18 protein-coding genes are annotated in these 14,891 nt (G+C 62.4%); 17 read left to right on the top strand and 1 reads right to left on the bottom strand.

What is annotated here, in order from left to right:
• Position 1: 1 nt before the first annotated feature.
• Positions 2-1,138: a type III secretion system gatekeeper subunit SctW gene (gene sctW, locus BMZ40_RS02455; protein WP_092372548.1), complete on the bottom strand. Its 1,137-nt coding sequence runs from the start codon at positions 1,136-1,138 to the stop codon at positions 2-4.
• Positions 1,139-1,468: 330 nt separating this feature from the next.
• On the opposite strand from sctW, the gene BMZ40_RS02450 reads away from it, so the two are divergent.
• The 17 genes from BMZ40_RS02450 to sctN all read left to right on the top strand — a co-directional run bounded on the left by BMZ40_RS02450 (position 1,469) and on the right by sctN (position 14,891).
• Entirely contained in the window at positions 1,469-1,765 is a 297-nt protein-coding gene (locus tag BMZ40_RS02450; RefSeq protein ID WP_092372547.1) for a hypothetical protein, read from the top strand.
• A 56-nt stretch (positions 1,766-1,821) separates the two neighbouring features.
• Positions 1,822-2,379 carry a USH1C-binding protein 1 gene (locus tag BMZ40_RS02445; RefSeq protein ID WP_092372546.1) on the top strand — a complete coding sequence of 186 codons (558 nt, stop codon included), beginning with the start codon at positions 1,822-1,824 and terminating at the stop codon, positions 2,377-2,379.
• Positions 2,380-2,483: 104 nt separating this feature from the next.
• Positions 2,484-2,999: a hypothetical protein gene (locus BMZ40_RS02440; protein ID WP_092372545.1), complete on the top strand. Its 516-nt coding sequence runs from the start codon at positions 2,484-2,486 to the stop codon at positions 2,997-2,999.
• Positions 3,000-3,097: 98 nt separating this feature from the next.
• The gene (locus BMZ40_RS02435) at positions 3,098-3,583 is read left to right on the top strand and encodes a SycD/LcrH family type III secretion system chaperone (protein WP_092372544.1); all 486 of its coding nucleotides are present in this window, start codon (positions 3,098-3,100) and stop codon (positions 3,581-3,583) included.
• 10 nt (positions 3,584-3,593) lie between these two features.
• Positions 3,594-4,613: a type III secretion system protein gene (locus BMZ40_RS02430; RefSeq protein WP_092372543.1), complete on the top strand. Its 1,020-nt coding sequence runs from the start codon at positions 3,594-3,596 to the stop codon at positions 4,611-4,613.
• A gap of 66 nt (positions 4,614-4,679) precedes the next feature.
• Entirely contained in the window at positions 4,680-5,459 is a 780-nt protein-coding gene (sctB, locus tag BMZ40_RS02425) for a type III secretion system translocon subunit SctB (RefSeq protein WP_092372542.1), read from the top strand.
• A gap of 156 nt (positions 5,460-5,615) precedes the next feature.
• Entirely contained in the window at positions 5,616-6,089 is a 474-nt protein-coding gene (locus BMZ40_RS02420) for a CesT family type III secretion system chaperone (RefSeq protein WP_177192983.1), read from the top strand.
• 5 nt (positions 6,090-6,094) lie between these two features.
• A complete protein-coding gene (sctC, locus tag BMZ40_RS02415) occupies positions 6,095-8,314 on the top strand; it encodes a type III secretion system outer membrane ring subunit SctC (RefSeq protein ID WP_245751010.1) in 2,220 nt (739 codons plus the stop codon).
• The gene (sctD, locus tag BMZ40_RS02410; RefSeq protein WP_092372540.1) at positions 8,311-9,777 is read left to right on the top strand and encodes a type III secretion system inner membrane ring subunit SctD; all 1,467 of its coding nucleotides are present in this window, start codon (positions 8,311-8,313) and stop codon (positions 9,775-9,777) included. Before sctC ends, sctD begins: the two co-directional genes overlap by 4 nt.
• Positions 9,770-9,982, top strand: coding sequence for a hypothetical protein (locus BMZ40_RS02405; protein WP_092372539.1), 213 nt, complete (start codon positions 9,770-9,772; stop codon positions 9,980-9,982). The genes sctD and BMZ40_RS02405 overlap by 8 nt, the downstream gene beginning before the upstream one ends.
• Before the next feature lie 45 nt (positions 9,983-10,027).
• Positions 10,028-10,279, top strand: coding sequence for an EscF/YscF/HrpA family type III secretion system needle major subunit (locus BMZ40_RS02400; protein ID WP_092188771.1), 252 nt, complete (start codon positions 10,028-10,030; stop codon positions 10,277-10,279).
• 10 nt (positions 10,280-10,289) lie between these two features.
• Complete coding sequence (locus tag BMZ40_RS02395) at positions 10,290-10,658, top strand: tetratricopeptide repeat protein (RefSeq protein ID WP_092372538.1); 369 nt, start codon at positions 10,290-10,292, stop codon at positions 10,656-10,658.
• Between the two features lie 9 nt (positions 10,659-10,667).
• Positions 10,668-11,282 (top strand): hypothetical protein, encoded by a 615-nt coding sequence (locus BMZ40_RS02390; RefSeq protein ID WP_092372537.1) that lies wholly within the window; start codon positions 10,668-10,670, stop codon positions 11,280-11,282.
• Between the two features lie 19 nt (positions 11,283-11,301).
• Entirely contained in the window at positions 11,302-12,120 is an 819-nt protein-coding gene (gene sctJ / locus BMZ40_RS02385; RefSeq protein ID WP_245751009.1) for a type III secretion system inner membrane ring lipoprotein SctJ, read from the top strand.
• A gap of 87 nt (positions 12,121-12,207) precedes the next feature.
• Positions 12,208-12,915 carry a hypothetical protein gene (locus BMZ40_RS02380; RefSeq protein ID WP_092372536.1) on the top strand — a complete coding sequence of 236 codons (708 nt, stop codon included), beginning with the start codon at positions 12,208-12,210 and terminating at the stop codon, positions 12,913-12,915.
• Positions 12,894-13,514 carry an HrpE/YscL family type III secretion apparatus protein gene (locus BMZ40_RS02375; RefSeq protein ID WP_092372535.1) on the top strand — a complete coding sequence of 207 codons (621 nt, stop codon included), beginning with the start codon at positions 12,894-12,896 and terminating at the stop codon, positions 13,512-13,514. The genes BMZ40_RS02380 and BMZ40_RS02375 overlap by 22 nt, the downstream gene beginning before the upstream one ends.
• A 60-nt stretch (positions 13,515-13,574) precedes the next feature.
• The gene (gene sctN, locus BMZ40_RS02370) at positions 13,575-14,891 is read left to right on the top strand and encodes a type III secretion system ATPase SctN (protein ID WP_092372534.1); all 1,317 of its coding nucleotides are present in this window, start codon (positions 13,575-13,577) and stop codon (positions 14,889-14,891) included.

Here is a 14,891-nt window from a genome sequence, read left to right as displayed (position 1 = left end):
GTCAACCCTCTTCCTGGGCCGCGAGAAATTCGTCCTCGCGGGCAATGGCGTTATCGACGCGCTCCTGCACGGCATCGAGCACTTTCATGCGCTCCTGGTCGCCGTCGAAGAGCTGTGACGGGAAACTTCGTGTCATGTTGAGCATTTCCTGCAGAAAAAGAACCTCGTGCTCGATGTCCGGAGCCTGCGCCCGCGCAGTGATCCGGTCGATGTGCATGGCCCCGAGGAAGCGTTCGTTGCGCAGCCCCACGATCTCACCCAAAAGGTCCATGGGCCGCAGGGACCCGTCCCGCACCCCATACACGCCATGCACGTTCTCCCAGCGCTCAAGCATCTTGTCGCACAGCGTATGGGCGCTCTGCAGCAGCCGCACCTGGCCCAGATTGGCGTGCACGCTTTCCAGATGTGTCTTGTCCATGCTGGGGATATCCGCAGCCAGGTCGTTGCCCAGGGCGCGGAACAAAAAATCCATGGCCTTGTCGAAACCGACGTCACCGTGGCGTTCGAGAACATGAGCCAGAACGTCGTTGACGGTCCCGAAATCAAGCACGGTCTGGCGATACATGCCCCGCAGGTCGTCCGAGGAGCCAAGGCCGTCGAATTCCCTGGCGGCCAGAGCGCCCTGGATGCCGGCATGGATGGCCGGCCCCTCCTGCGCCCGCAACTCGTCCATGGCGGCCCGAATGCCGTCGCACACCGACGCGTCCGCCCCTTCCTTCTCCAGCGTATCCAGTGACCCGGCCAGGGCCGCCCAGGCGTCCGACGGGTCAGGGAAGTGCTCGCGGGCCTCACGCAAGGCCTGATCCTTCCCTCCGCCCTGGCGCAACCGGCGGGTCAGTTCGTCCATGTCCCGCGTCTTGCCGGCCTCGTGCATCATCTCCTGATACATCTGCACCCGTTCGATCAGGGATTCGGAGGGCTTTTTGCGTTCCTTGCGGTCGGACAGCTCGAACTCGTCCGTCGTGTCCGCCGCGAAAGTCATCTCCTCGGCGGCGTCGGCCAGCAGGGACATGGGCGAAGCCACGGCCGCGGCCTGGCGTCCCATGAACGTCCCGGTCATGGCCGACCCGGCGGAAGCGGCTCCGGCGTCCTGGCCCTGCCGGGCAAACTGGGTGTTGATGGAAAAATCAACGCTCATGATCCTCTCCTTCTGCGATGGAAAACGGGTCTCTCCGAGTTCCTACCAATATTCGGGCCAATAGTTAAATAATGTACCACAGGAGTCGTAATGCCGCAAGAACACAGATGAATGCTTGCTTCCATCGAGAAACTGGAGTACTTTAAACAAGCAAAAAACGCCTACAAAGTTGCCGCCAACATAGAGCTCGCCTTGAAACACATTTTGCGGCGCAAACAACCACGACGTTTACAAAAAAACGCCTGAACTTTACTATAGACCAGCTCTCACGGCGTAATCATAATTTTGGCACGCCATCTGCTATTCGACAAACAAAAACAGGAGGACGACATGGCTTTTTCAGACAAGGATCTCCATGCACAAGAGCAGCAAATCCAGATATTGAAGGAAGAACTTTCCAGGCTCAACACGCAGTTCGATGCGCAGCTCAAAGGACTTGGCATATCGGAAGATGATCTGCTGGCGGCACTGGATACGGACCTGCCGCCGGAACTACAAAAAATGATGTCCGAAGCCCAGGACAAGGCCAAGCGTGAAGGCGCCGCCCGCTCCGCACAGAGCGCTCCCGCTCCGGTCACTGGCGCGAAGGCTCCCGGAACCGGACGACGCGGGGTTGTCCGACTCTGATGGCTGTGTGATATCGATCGCACTCACCTCACCCAAATATCAGCAAGGGTACTCACATGTCACAAGTCACAGGTCCTCAAAGCCTCTCCCAGATCATGGCGGATATCGACCTCGGCCCGGCTGGCGGTATCCAGATGATGTTCGCCAAGCTGCAGATGGCCCAGTCTCAGATATGTAAAAATCAAGCCAACGACTACATGAAACAGATCCAGGACATCCAGTCCGAACAGAAGGCCTGCGCCGACTTGATCGCCACTGCCCGGGACCTTCAGAACAAGGGCAAGAACGGAGAGGGCGTCGGCATCAAAAGCATCAGTGGCACGACCACGGCGGGTAAGGACTGTTACCCCATGCCACAGAAGCTCGTGGATTTCATGGACGAGCGCAATCTCAGCTACCCGAACTCGGACAAGGACTACATCCTGGGCAAGGACGAATGGGACTACACCCTCAAATCCCTGACCAACTACCAGGAACAGATCGGCAGCAAGACCCAGACTCTCATGGTCTATCTGCAGGACTTCATCGGACAGCACAATTCCTTCCTGCAGGGCGCGAACACGGCCATCAGCAACGCCAACCAGGTGCTGACCAACATCGCCCGCGGACAGTAGAATCGCCGGGATAGTCGCGAGCGCAAAACAAACACGCCGCAATCGGGTATTCGCGATCCGGCACACACAAACGCACCAAGCCCACAACCGTAGAGGACATAACCATGACAACACCAATTTCCGGGTCCCAGAGTCTTTCCCAGATCATGTCCGATATCGACCTCGGCCCGGCAGGCGGCATCCAGATGATGTTCGCCAAGCTGCAGATGGCCCAGTCTCAAATATGTAAGAATCAGGCCAACGATTATATGGCACAGATCCAGGACATCCAGGCTGAGCAGAAGGCCTGCGCGAGTATGATCGAAAAGGCCCGGGCCCTACAGAACACGGCCAAGACGGACGGTAAGGCCACGACCATGCCCGCTGATATGAAAAAATTTTTCGACGACCGGGGCCTGTCCTTTGACAAGACAGGAAACGACACGAAGCACAACAAGGATGAATGGGAGTACAACCTCAAATCCCTGACCAACTACCAGGAACAGATCGGCAGCAAGACCCAGACTCTCATGGTCTATCTGCAGGACTTCATCGGACAGCACAATTCCTTTCTGCAGGGCGCGAACACGGCCATCAGCAACGCCAACCAGGTGCTGACCAACATCGCCCGCGGGCAATAGAACAAAGCCCGGAAAAGTAACGCATTCCAACCAAAAAAACACCACCCGTCCGCAGATCCGTGCTCATGCCGGCTGCCACCCGGGCCAGAGAGACATCCATGAATACCACCCAGTCTTCCCTCGACGATCAAGAAATCCAGGCCATCGTCAAGGCGATGCAGAACGGCGCCAGCATCAGCGACGTGGCCAACATGAGCGAGGAAGTCCTCGAAGGCCTCTATTCCCTGGGCTACAACCTCTACACCTCGGGCAACTTCAGCGACGCGGAGATCATCTTTCAGTCCCTGTGCCTGTACAAACACTCGGAAGTCCGCTTCTGGATGGGCTTGGCGGGCTGCCGTCAGGCCAACGGAAACCTGCAGGGAGCCGTGGACGCGTACTCCATGGCCGGCGTGGCTTCCGGACTTTCTGACCCTTCTCCCTTCCTCTACGCTGCCAACTGCTACATCAAGATGGGTGACAAGGAGAATGCCGTGGGAGCCTTGAAAGGGCTGCTCACCATGGGCGAAGAATCGAATGCGGCCCATGCCCAGTGCAGGGACAAGGCCAAAGAGCTTCTCAAGATGCTGGAAAGCAAGGCGTAAGGGTGAAGCCATGAGCAGCGACCTCACCATCAACCGTTTTCAGACCGGAAACATAGACGCGTCCACCGCCATGCAGGAGTTGACCGGAGCCCGGCAGGTCGGAGGGACGACCCTTCCTCCGGCTGTCGGCGACATGACCCTGAACAATACGCTGGAGCAGCTCGGCCTCCCGGTGCTGTCCATCCCGGTGGGCAGCATGTCGCTGGACTCGCTGATGAACGCCATCGGAAACGAAGCCCGCAGACAGGCGTGCAAGGACGGCGTCAATAGCCTTGAACTCAAGGCCCAACAGCAAAAAGAAGTCAACGACAAACAGCTGGAACAGCTCGCCAAACAGCTTGAGGAAATGAAGAAGAAGGCCGTGCTGAACGGCTTTCTGAAAGCCTTCAAGATCATCGGCATGATCGTCGGCGCCATCGCCTCGGCAGCAACCATCGCCGCCGGAGTCATGACCGGCAACCCGCTGCTGGTCGCGGCCGGTTGTATCGGCATGGCCATGACCATCGACAGCGTCCTGTCCATGGCCACGGATGGCAAGGTCAGCATGATGGCCGGGTTCGAGAAGCTCGGCAAGGCCATGGGCATGGACGACGAGACCGCCAAATGGTTCGCCTTCGGCATGCAGATGGCCATCATGGTCGTGGCCATCGGCGTGAGTCTGGGTGCGGGCCTGGCCAGCACGTCCGCCAGTGCCGCCAATGTCAGCTCACAGGCCGCCCAGAGAGCCCTCGACGTCACCCTGACCGCGCAGAAGATCCTGAACTTCACCTCGGCCGGTCTGGGCGTTGCCCAAGGTACAACGACCATCGCCGGTGCGGTTGTCGATTACAACGTGGCCAAGACCAAAATCACCGCCAAGGAACTGGAAGCCATTCTCGAACGACTCAGAGAGTCCATCGAGATGGATCGGGCCCTCGTTGAGAACGAGATGGAACGCGCCAACGATCTCATGGCCAAGGTCACGGAAATCATAAAGGGATGCGCCGAGACTCAGGCCGCCATTTTGACGACCACTCCGGCCATGGCCTAGCCGGACGGGCCCGGCCTGCCGGACCCACCACGCCAACCCGTTTCAAACAGGCCACGAGGTAGAAACATGACCATCACGAATGTCAATCAGATCAGCGGATTCGATGCCGCGCAATATAACCAGCTCCTGGAAACGGCCAAGTCGGAATATGTTTCCAGCACCCAAATCGACCAGGCCCTGCTGGCTGCGGTCAATTCCGGAAAAACCTTTGAACAGGCCCTGAGCACGGTCAGCACGTCCCTGCCAACGCTGCCGCCCCCCATTGGCACCGGCAAGCTGTGGGACAATGGGCTGGATGGGCTGCCGTCTTTCAGCGCCAACTACCTGGCCTTGATCGGAGACGTGGCCTCCGAGCAACGCCGCAAGAGCGCGGAGCAGCGGGCCTTGCAGACGGAGACCATCATCGACACGATCAAGGATCAGGCTCAGGAGATGCGCAGCAAGGCCGTCTTCCAGCTCTGCATGGGCATCGCTTCAGGAGCGCTGAGCATCGCGCAGGGAGTCACGGCTTTCAAAATGATGTCCAGCGGAGTCTCCGCGAACGCCAAGATCACTGATGCTACGGCCCGTGGGCACGCCGACATGCTGCTCAACACCCGAGTGCAGAGTTTCAATGCCGGTGCAGGTGGCGTGACCGGCATGGTGGGCAGCATCAGCCAGGCAGTCGGAGGCTTTTACGACGCCGATATCAAGCTCATGGAAGCCGACATCGAGCGGGCCAGGGCCCAGACCGACGCCCTCAAAAGCCTTGAGGACAGCCTCAGGGAACTGATCGGCAAGATGCTCTCGACCATGGACTCCATCCAGCAGAACACCAACCAGACCAGGACCAAAATCCTCGGATAAATGCCCGCTGGCGCGCCCGGGATTCATCCCGGCGCGCCGGGGAGGACGTGCTGTCCGACAATTCCGGACCGATTTCAGAAACATGGTGCACGGGCAAACTTGTTTGACAAAATGAGGGCCTTGGCCCAAGAGTTTCACGTTCTACAAGGAGTTCACATGACCTTGCCCCAACAGGCCGCCGACGCCATCACCTCGGCCGCGGGCTGGCAACCGGCCCGACCGAGCGACGACGGCGTGTTCCGCTTCCGTCTGGAAGAAGATCTCGAAATGGATTTTTTCTCGCCCGACGGGCGCACCGGCATTTTCCGCTCCACCCTGGCCACCCTGCCGGACACGGAAACCGAGGCCGATGCGCTCCTGAAGACCTGCGCGCAGCGCGCGGTAGCCGCCTCCCGGAAACGAAAATCCATTCTCTCCATCGACACCGGCCGCCTGCAACTGCACCGCGCCGTCAGGCTCGACGGGCTTGCGCCGGACATGCTGGCCCGCGTAGCCTCTGACGAGGCCCGGGCTTTCCTGAACGACCTCGCGTGGTGGCAGGCCCAGACCGGATCAAAACCCGGACAGGCCGCCGCGCCGTCACCCTTCAGCCTGTCCGGATTCGGCGGCTCATGGTCTCCGGGACGTTGATGGGCATGGCCATTCATCTGCCTTCACGCTTTCTGCGCCGCGCGGCGGTCCTCCTGGTCCTTGCCCTGGCCGTCCTGACGGCGGCCCCGGTCCCGGCCGCCCCCAGCTCCCCCGTGCTCAACGGTATCCGTCACCGTTCCGAACCCGGACACACACGGGTTGTTCTGGATGTCAGCGCACCGGCGGACTTCACGCAGGTCCTGGAGGAAAAGGCCGGAACACGACGACTGCGAATCAGCCTGCGCGGTGCTGGCATGTCCAATGATGTCAAGCCCACGCGAGCTGTCGGCGACGGCATCGTCTCGTCCATCCAGGCCACCGCCGACCCGGACTCGGGAGTGGAAGTCTCCCTTGACCTCATGGCCATGGGCCGCCACCGCATCTTCGCCCTGACAGGCCCCGACCGGGTCGTGGTTGACCTGTACACGGCTTCGGCAGTGAAAAAGCAGCCGACGACCGCGCCGACGCTCGCCGAACTCTCGCTCGCCCCGCCCCCCGTGGCGTCCGGGCGCGGTTTCTCCAAGCCCTTCAGCTACTACGCGGACCAGCAGGAACTCGCCACGGTGCTCATGCACTTCGCCCGCGCGCAAGGGCTCGGGGCGTCCCTGTCCGCCGGGGTGACCGGCAAGATCAGCGGCCGTTTCTCCGACGTGCCCCCGGACAAGTTCTTGCAGGGCATGCGCGCCGCCTTCGGCGTGTCTTGGTATCGCATCGGCACCACCCTCCATTTTTTCAATGATGCGGAGATGACCCGCGCCTTCATCACCCCCAGGGCGCTGACGGCCGAAAGGCTTTATTCCATGCTCCAGCAATCGGCCGTATTCTCACCGCAGCTCAACCCGGTCCTGGCCCCGGACGGAAACATGATCGTCGTTTCCGGTCCGCCGGAATACATCGACCAGGTCATGAGCGCCGTGACGGCCTTCGAGGAGGCCCAGACCGGAACCGTTGTCATGCGCGTCTTCCCCCTCAAGTACGCCTGGGCCGAAGACATCACCGTGAACAGCATGGACAAGACCGTGACCATACCCGGCATCGCGAGCATCCTGCGGGCCATGCTGAACGGAACGCCCGTCTCGGCCACGCGGGTGACCCAGCAAAAAGCGACGCTGGCCACACTCTCGGGCACGGGGCTGGCCGCCCAGGGCCGAGAGTCAGAGCAGCCGGAGCAGGCCGCGCAGCCCGAGGCCACCGGCCCAGGCGCCAACATCATGGCCGACCCCAGGGTCAACGCCGTTCTGGTCCATGACGCCGAATACCGCATGCCCTACTACGCCAAGGTCATCGAAGACCTGGACAAACCCGTGGAACTCGTCGAAATCCACGCGGCCATCGTGGACATCGATACGGACTTCAAGCGCGACCTTGGCATCACCTACCAGGCTGCGGACGGTTCCGGCAAAGGCTGGGGATTCGGCGGCGAGCTGTCGTCAAGCGACGGCGCATTTTCCGCCCTGCCCGTCCCCGGCTCTCCGTCCGGCGCGGGGCTGACCCTGTCCACCATCTACACCATGGGCTCCGACTACTTCCTGGCCCGCATCCAGGCCCTGGAAGAAGAGGGCGAGGCGCGCATGCTCGGCCGCCCGTCCGTCCTCACCGTGGACAACGTGCAGGCCACCCTGGAGAACACCACCACCTACTACATCCCCATTCAGGGCAACGAAGCCTCGGACCTGTTCAAGGTCGAGGCGGGCACGGTACTGCGCGTCACCCCGCATATCATCACTGAGCAGGACGGACGGCGCACCATCAAGCTGGCCGTGAACGTCCAGGACGATCAGAACAACAACAGCGAAGCCACTTCCACCACGACCATCCCGCCCATCAAGCAGACCAAGATCAACACCCAGGCCATCGTCGGGGCCGGACAGAGCCTGCTCATCGGCGGCTACTACTACGAACAGAAGGGCAGCGCCGAAAGCGGCATCCCCATCCTCAAGGACATCCCGGGCGTAGGGAACCTGTTCAAGACCACGTCGAAAAGCAGCAAACGCATGGAACGGCTCATCCTCATAACCCCGAGGGTCATCAATCTGCAGGATATGCCCGCCATCCCGCCTCGGGTGGATGATCCGGCCATGCGCCAGAGCCCGACCCAGGCGGACTATTCAGAGCGCCCGGCACCGCCCAGACGCAGTGGCTGTTCGCATGCCGCACCGACCGACGAGGCGCTCGCGGCGCCGTTCAAAGCCGAAGCCATGCCGGCAGGAGGCGCCCAGCCATGACCCCGGCCGGTTCCATCCGCCTGCGCGTCTTTTCCGGCCCCCACCTGGGCGCGGAAATCATCCTGCCGCCCGGGGAACACCTGGTCGGCAGCGACGATTCCTGCGACATCATCCTGAGCGAGGGATTGGTGTCGCCGCGCCACGCCCTGGTGCGGATCATCCCCGTCCAAGAGGACCCACCGCAGGTGGATATCCGACCCGTGGACGACGCCGTGCTGATCGACCAGAGCTCGGCCGCTGCCGACGGCACTCCCTGGAGTCCCGGTTCACCGTGTCTGCTGGGCTCGACCATGCTGGCCTGGCTGCCGTCCAAAGACACGGCTGAAGCATGGCAGGAACTCATCGCCCGCCTCGCGAAACCCGCAGACAGCACCGACAGGCAGGCAACGCCCCCTTTGGCGCCCGACACACAGGCCGTCGAAGCCGGAACGAACCAGGCGCCAACAGAATTGGCAAACGCCGACTCCGTTGACTCCGCCGCGACGCCGCCCCGACCCCGAAACCGGATCACGGGCAAGATCATAAGCGCCCTTGTGATCCTGCTCTGCCTTGGCTCCCTGGCCGTATCCTACGAATTTTCAACCCGGCCGGCCGGCGTCAACCAGCAAGAACTCACTGAAATTCTGAAAGAAAGCGGGTTCACAAACCTCTCGGTCGAGCGCGACGGAGAGATCCTGGAGGTACGCGGGGAAGTGGCGGACGACCACGAGCGAGTCCGTTTGCTCCGACTGGCCCAAAGTCTGCAATCACCTGTTCAACTCGATGTCCACGTGCGTGCGGACCGGATCGGGGCCATCGCCTTCGCCTTCAACAGCCAAGGACTGTTCCCGGAGATCTTGAAGACCGAGGAAAACAATGGCTACCAGGTACGCGGCTACATGCGCGGCAGTCAGGTGGAAGAAGCCGCCTTCACCGCTGTGCTGGAAGATTTCCCGGCCAATACGCGTCCCCTCCTGATCCGGGACATCATCCATGCCGATGCAGTGGACGAAACCCTGCGCCCCCTGCTGAGCCGTGCGGGCATGAACTTCGTCTCGGCCGACTACCGCCCCGGGATGGTCATCTTCTCGGGGACTTTTTCCGAAGCCCAACGCAGCGTGCTGGAGTCGGTCATGTCCGAGACGCAACAAGCCCTTGGGGTTCCGGTGCCTTTCAGAATCGTTGCCGCGACGCAGGTCACGCTTACCAGGGCCGCAACTCCCGCGAACACGACATCGGCCATGCCCATGGCTGCCCAGGGCCCCGCAGCGGCAGAACCTACCGAAGCGAGCATCGAAGGACTCCAGGTGACGGGCGTGACCCTCTCACCCATGCGCTTCATCTCCGTACACACGGGTGAACGGGTTTTCGAGGGCGGGTTGCTGCCCACGGGGCACACCCTGGAAAGCATCGACGACAAGGAACTAAGGCTCCGCAAAGACGGGGTTGTAACCATTTACAGACTGCGAGGCGCCAATGAATGAAGCTTTTGTCTCGGTCCTGGACATGCTGGAGAACGATCCATCGGGTACGGGCCTAAAGCCCATCCGGGAAGACCTTCTGAACATGGACATGGACATCCGTAGAAACATGGACCGGGGTCTGGCACCGGACGAAATGACCACGGCCCGGACGTCGCGCGCCATGATCCAGGCCGCTGAGAGCATCCTGAACAAGCTCTCGTCCTGATCTGAAAAACGCAGCCTGCCGCACCGGCGGGCAAGGAAGGTACATATGGCTATTTCAGGAACCCCCGGACTGAACCTGGGCAATCTCTTCGACAAGAGTATGGAAGCCGTGAGCAAGCGCGGCGCGAACATCGAGCAGAAAATGAAGGAGCTGCAGAACAGTGAGTCTGCCAGCCCCGAGCAGATGGCCATGCTCAATTTCGAACTTGGCCAGTACAACGCCATGCTCGAATCCCTCTCCACCGTTACCAAGAGCATGAACGACATGCTCAAAAGCCTCGCCCAGCGCGCGGGCTAGGGAGAAACCCATGCTTTCCACGGAACACAGACAACGCCTCCTCGACATCGCCAACGCAGGCTGCTCCAAGGGCCTTGTAGTCGAGGCGCGGGCCATCTACGAAGGCCTTTTGACCCTGGACCCGGCCATGGCCCCGGCCAGTATCGGCCTGGCCTTGAGCCACATCGTCCTCAACGAGTTCGCCGAGGGCGAGCAACTCCTGCGGGAGAAAGTTCTGGCTGCCGACCCGGCCGACCAGGAAGCCCGCGCCATGCTCGGCCTTTGCCTCACCCTGGCCGGACGGCGTGACGACGCCGAGGACGTACTGGAACCCCTGTCCCGCGAAGGCGGTCCCAGAGCCGAACTCGCGACGACCCTGCTCGAACGCGCTCGTCAGTAGCAGGCACCCATGGAACTGGGGTCCGTCGCCAACCTGGCGAGTCGGCTGCTCGCCGCCCTGGAAAAAACCGGAGTCTCCAGCGGCGCGGAGCTGCGCTCGGACTTCGGTCCCAGCGGGCAACCGGACCCGGAACTGGTACGCGCCTTCGAGGAAGCCATGGAGCGCGGCCCCGAGCCCGTTTCTCAAGGATCATCCGGAACCGACGACGCTACGGGATTAAACGAGCAGCCCCAGATCGACGTGCAGCCGACAGAAGAGACCCAGCTCCGGACGGAGGCCGTGCCGAGCGGCACCCAGGCCATGGACGCTCCGGAAGCCCCGGAGAAAATCGCCGACCAGTCCGAGGGCTTGCGCACGGCGGAAACGAATGGATTCGCTCCACGAGAGGCTGCGGCTACGGATGCAGCCCCCCAGCCGGATGCTTCGTCCAGGGTCGAGGCCTCGGACGGACTGCGCGAGCTGGAGAATATCCTGGGGCGCATCGAGTCGGGCCAACTGCGCGCCGAGGACCTGTTCCGCATGCAGTATCTCGCCGGGATGCTCAAGGTGCATGCCGAAAGCGGCATGAAAGCCTCGCAAAAAATGGCCCAGGGGTTCGAAAGCCTCCTCAGACAAAAGGGATAACACACACAAGGATTGCACGGTGCCTACACCCAACGTTTCAACTCCCCGGGGTCGCTTCCCCCTGCCCGATCGGCTCATCCCGGCCATTCTCGTGGTATTGCTCTGCCTCGCCCTGGCGGGATGCCAGGTCGAAGTATACCGGGAACTGAGCGAGGAACAAGCCAACTCCATGCTGACCGTTCTGCTCAAGCGGGACATTCAGGCCAAAAAGGTGGCCGAGGGCAAGAAAGGCTTCTCCATCACCGTAGGTGAGAAACAGCTCGTCCAGGCCCTGGAGATCCTCCAGGAAAACAACCTGCCGCGCGGCAGCTTCACGGACATGGGGCAGATCTTCTCCGGGCAAGGCATGATCTCCTCTCCGGCCGAGGAACAGGTACGCCTGGCCTACGCCATCTCCCAGGAACTCGCGGACACCTTCTCGCGCATCGACGGCGTGCTCACTGCCAGAGTGCACGTAGTCCCGGCCGGGGTCGCCCAGGCCGGCGAGCACCAGAACCTGCCGTCGGCGGCCGTATTCATGCGTCACCTGCCGGATTCCCCTGTGACCAACCTCGTGGCCCGGGTGCGCGAGGTCACGGCCAAGGCCGTTCCGAATCTCGACCCCGAACGCGTCTCGATCATGCTGGTTCCGGCGCGCGAATCCGTGAGTGTCCCCATGGTCGGCCAGGAACGCTTCATGGGTATCCCGTACAAGCCCGCCGACGGTCCGCCGTTTGTCCAGGCCCTGGCCCTTCTGGTCGCGGCCCTGTGCGTCAGCGGTGGCATCCTCTTGGCGGGGTATGAGCTCTACCGTCGCAATCAGCGCCGGAAGGATTCCAAGGCCGCCCTGCCCGAGTGAACCGGCGCACGATCCAAACGGATCAGCGTTCCCGACACCAGCTCGGCGGGCTCCTTCGCAAGTGACCCGTGACGACAAGGCCAACGAATGCACAAAGACTTTTTTGTCCACATCATCCGGTACAAGCCGGAGCTCTTTCGCTCCATGCTCGCATTCAACGGGCAGGGTGACCTGCGGCCGACCGAGGTGCCCGCCGGTCTGCTCCGGATCCAGGGCCTGGACGCAGAGACCCTGTGGGCCAACGGACGCGCTCGGCGCCGTCTCGCCGACCAAGGCACTTCCGACGGACCGGGTCGTTTCTGGGACTTCGCGGAGGAATCGCGTCGGCTGGCCCTTCTGCCACCGGAACTCCTGGCCCGGGCCGTGCTCCAATTCGGCGTGGCCCTGCATGCCGACGAACTGTCCCGCCTCATCGCACGCGAAGAAGTCCTGACCGCGCGCGGAGAAATAGGCCCGGATCTGTTCGCCTACGCCTTGCAGCGCGGCAGATTCCAGGCAGGATCACTGGCTGGTCTCTTCGGCGACAGACACGGCGGTCTGGCCGCGCGCATCCGTCTGCACGGACGCCAGGCCCTGACCCTGTGCAGCTCCGTCTGGCCCCGGGAACTGCTGGACATCTGCGCCGCCCGGTTCGCCGAACTGGCCCCGGCGTTCTCCGCCGTCAGCGCCCCGGACAACATTGACACGGACCTGGATCAGACTCTCCCGGCCGAAGCCAGACGAGCCGTATGGTTTGGATTCAAGAAAATTCTGCTCAAGGAGGTCGCGCCGCAATGGGCTCCATGTTTCGACTAACCAAGGACACGGTCTTGCCTCCGGCCGGCCTGCGGGTGCTCAAGGCCGCGGATGCCGCGACCCTTCATTCGTCCCAACAGATCCTCGACGCCGCGCGGGAACGGGCGGAAGCCATCGTGCGCGAGGCCGAAGAGGCCTACGAGCAGCAACGCCAACAGGGCTACGAAGACGGCCGCACCGAGGGCAAACTCGAACATTCCGAGAAAATGCTCGAAACGATCATGTCTTCGGTGGAGTTCATCGAAGGCATCGAATCGACCCTGGTCGACGTCGTCGGCCAAGCCCTTCGCAAGATCATCGGCGAACTCGACGACGCGGACCGCATCGTGCGCATCGTGCGCACGGCCCTGATGGGCGTGCGCAACCAGCAGCATGTCACCGTGCGCGTTGCCCCCGCCGACGCCGCAGCCGTGGAGAAGGCCCTGGCGGCCATGTTGCAGACCGCCCCTGGGCGGACCAGTTTCCTGGACATCGTGCCCGACGCGCGCCTCGAACGCGGAGCCTGCCTCCTCGAAAGCGAACTGGGCGTGGTGGACGCCAGCCTCGAAACCCAGTTGCGGGCCTTGGAGAATGCACTGCAGGCCCGCATCAACGCCTGATCCGCGCAGCGGGCCGGCATAATCCGCACGGCCCCCCGGCTGCACGGAAGGAGAACGGGAATGGCATTTGAATATATCGGCGCTCTCCTGGAGGAGACGGTCCAGAACACCAGTTCCGTGGAGGTTCGAGGCCGCGTGGAGCAGGTCGTCGGCACCATCATCCGGGCCGTGGTGCCCGGGGTCAAGGTGGGCGAGCTGTGCATCCTGCGCAATCCGTGGGACAGCTGGACCCTCAAGGCCGAGGTGGTGGGCTTCGTCAAACAGGTGGCCCTGCTGACCCCCCTGGGAGATCTGCAGGGCATCTCCCCAGCCACGGAGGTCATTCCCACCGGCGAAATCCACTCGGTTCCCGTAGGCGAAGATCTCCTGGGCCGTGTGCTTGACGGCCTGGGCAATCCCATCGACGGCGGGCCGCCGCTGAAACCTCGCACCCGCTACCCCGTGTACGCCGACCCGCCCAATCCGATGTCGCGGCGCATCATCGACCGCCCCATATCCCTGGGACTACGGGTCCTGGACGGAATGCTGACCTGCGGCGAAGGGCAGCGCATGGGCATCTTCGCCGCAGCGGGCGGCGGCAAGAGCACCCTGCTCTCCAGCATCATCAAGGGCTGCTCCGCCGATGTCTGCGTGCTGGCTCTCATCGGCGAACGCGGCCGCGAGGTGCGCGAGTTCATCGAACACGACCTTGGGCCCGAAGGCCGCAAGAAGGCGGTGCTGGTGGTCTCCACTTCGGACAGATCGTCCATGGAGCGTCTCAAGGCCGCGTACACGGCCACGGCCATCGCCGAATATTTCCGCGACAAAAGCCGCAGCGTGCTGCTCTTGATGGATTCCGTGACCCGCTTCGGACGCGCCCAGCGCGAAATCGGCCTGGCCGCAGGCGAACCGCCCACCAGGCGCGGCTTCCCGCCCTCGGTCTTCTCGACCCTGCCAAAACTCATGGAACGTGCCGGCACATCGGACAAGGGCTCCATCACGGCCCTGTACACGGTGCTGGTGGAAGGCGACGACATGACCGAACCCATCGCCGACGAGACCCGCTCCATCCTTGACGGTCATATTGTCCTGTCCAGAAAGCTGGCCGCATCAAACCATTACCCGGCCATCGACGTGCAGGCCAGCGTCAGCCGCGTCATGAACGCCATCATTTCCAGCGAACACAAGCAGTCCGCCCAGAAGCTGCGCAAGATCCTGGCCAAGTTCGCGGAAGTCGAACTGCTCGTGCAGATAGGCGAATACAAGAAGGGTTCGGACCGGGATGCCGACGACGCCTTGAGCCGAATCGACGCCGTTAATACGTTCCTCAAGCAGGGCCTGTCCGAGAAAAGCACTTTCGAGGAGACCCTGCAGGCCATGCACAAGGTCGTGTCCTGA

Source organism: Desulfomicrobium apsheronum, from assembly GCF_900114115.1.
Taxonomy (GTDB): Bacteria; Desulfobacterota; Desulfovibrionia; order Desulfovibrionales; family Desulfomicrobiaceae; genus Desulfomicrobium; species Desulfomicrobium apsheronum.
Note: the sequence above shows the minus strand (reverse complement) of the source record. Positions and strands in the feature narration are given on the sequence as shown.

Coding starts and splice junctions, on each gene's coding strand:
- BMZ40_RS02380 (WP_092372536.1), top strand. CDS start 12,208: ATGCACAAAGACTTTTTTGTCCACATCATCCGGTACAAGCCGGAGCTC.
- BMZ40_RS02420 (WP_177192983.1), top strand. CDS start 5,616: ATGACCTTGCCCCAACAGGCCGCCGACGCCATCACCTCGGCCGCGGGC.
- sctN (WP_092372534.1), top strand. CDS start 13,575: ATGGCATTTGAATATATCGGCGCTCTCCTGGAGGAGACGGTCCAGAAC.
- BMZ40_RS02430 (WP_092372543.1), top strand. CDS start 3,594: ATGAGCAGCGACCTCACCATCAACCGTTTTCAGACCGGAAACATAGAC.
- BMZ40_RS02405 (WP_092372539.1), top strand. CDS start 9,770: ATGAATGAAGCTTTTGTCTCGGTCCTGGACATGCTGGAGAACGATCCA.
- BMZ40_RS02450 (WP_092372547.1), top strand. CDS start 1,469: ATGGCTTTTTCAGACAAGGATCTCCATGCACAAGAGCAGCAAATCCAG.
- BMZ40_RS02435 (WP_092372544.1), top strand. CDS start 3,098: ATGAATACCACCCAGTCTTCCCTCGACGATCAAGAAATCCAGGCCATC.
- sctC (WP_245751010.1), top strand. CDS start 6,095: ATGGCCATTCATCTGCCTTCACGCTTTCTGCGCCGCGCGGCGGTCCTC.
- BMZ40_RS02445 (WP_092372546.1), top strand. CDS start 1,822: ATGTCACAAGTCACAGGTCCTCAAAGCCTCTCCCAGATCATGGCGGAT.
- BMZ40_RS02395 (WP_092372538.1), top strand. CDS start 10,290: ATGCTTTCCACGGAACACAGACAACGCCTCCTCGACATCGCCAACGCA.
- BMZ40_RS02440 (WP_092372545.1), top strand. CDS start 2,484: ATGACAACACCAATTTCCGGGTCCCAGAGTCTTTCCCAGATCATGTCC.
- sctB (WP_092372542.1), top strand. CDS start 4,680: ATGACCATCACGAATGTCAATCAGATCAGCGGATTCGATGCCGCGCAA.
- BMZ40_RS02390 (WP_092372537.1), top strand. CDS start 10,668: ATGGAACTGGGGTCCGTCGCCAACCTGGCGAGTCGGCTGCTCGCCGCC.
- BMZ40_RS02400 (WP_092188771.1), top strand. CDS start 10,028: ATGGCTATTTCAGGAACCCCCGGACTGAACCTGGGCAATCTCTTCGAC.
- sctW (WP_092372548.1), bottom strand. CDS start 1,138: ATGAGCGTTGATTTTTCCATCAACACCCAGTTTGCCCGGCAGGGCCAG.
- BMZ40_RS02375 (WP_092372535.1), top strand. CDS start 12,894: ATGGGCTCCATGTTTCGACTAACCAAGGACACGGTCTTGCCTCCGGCC.
- sctD (WP_092372540.1), top strand. CDS start 8,311: ATGACCCCGGCCGGTTCCATCCGCCTGCGCGTCTTTTCCGGCCCCCAC.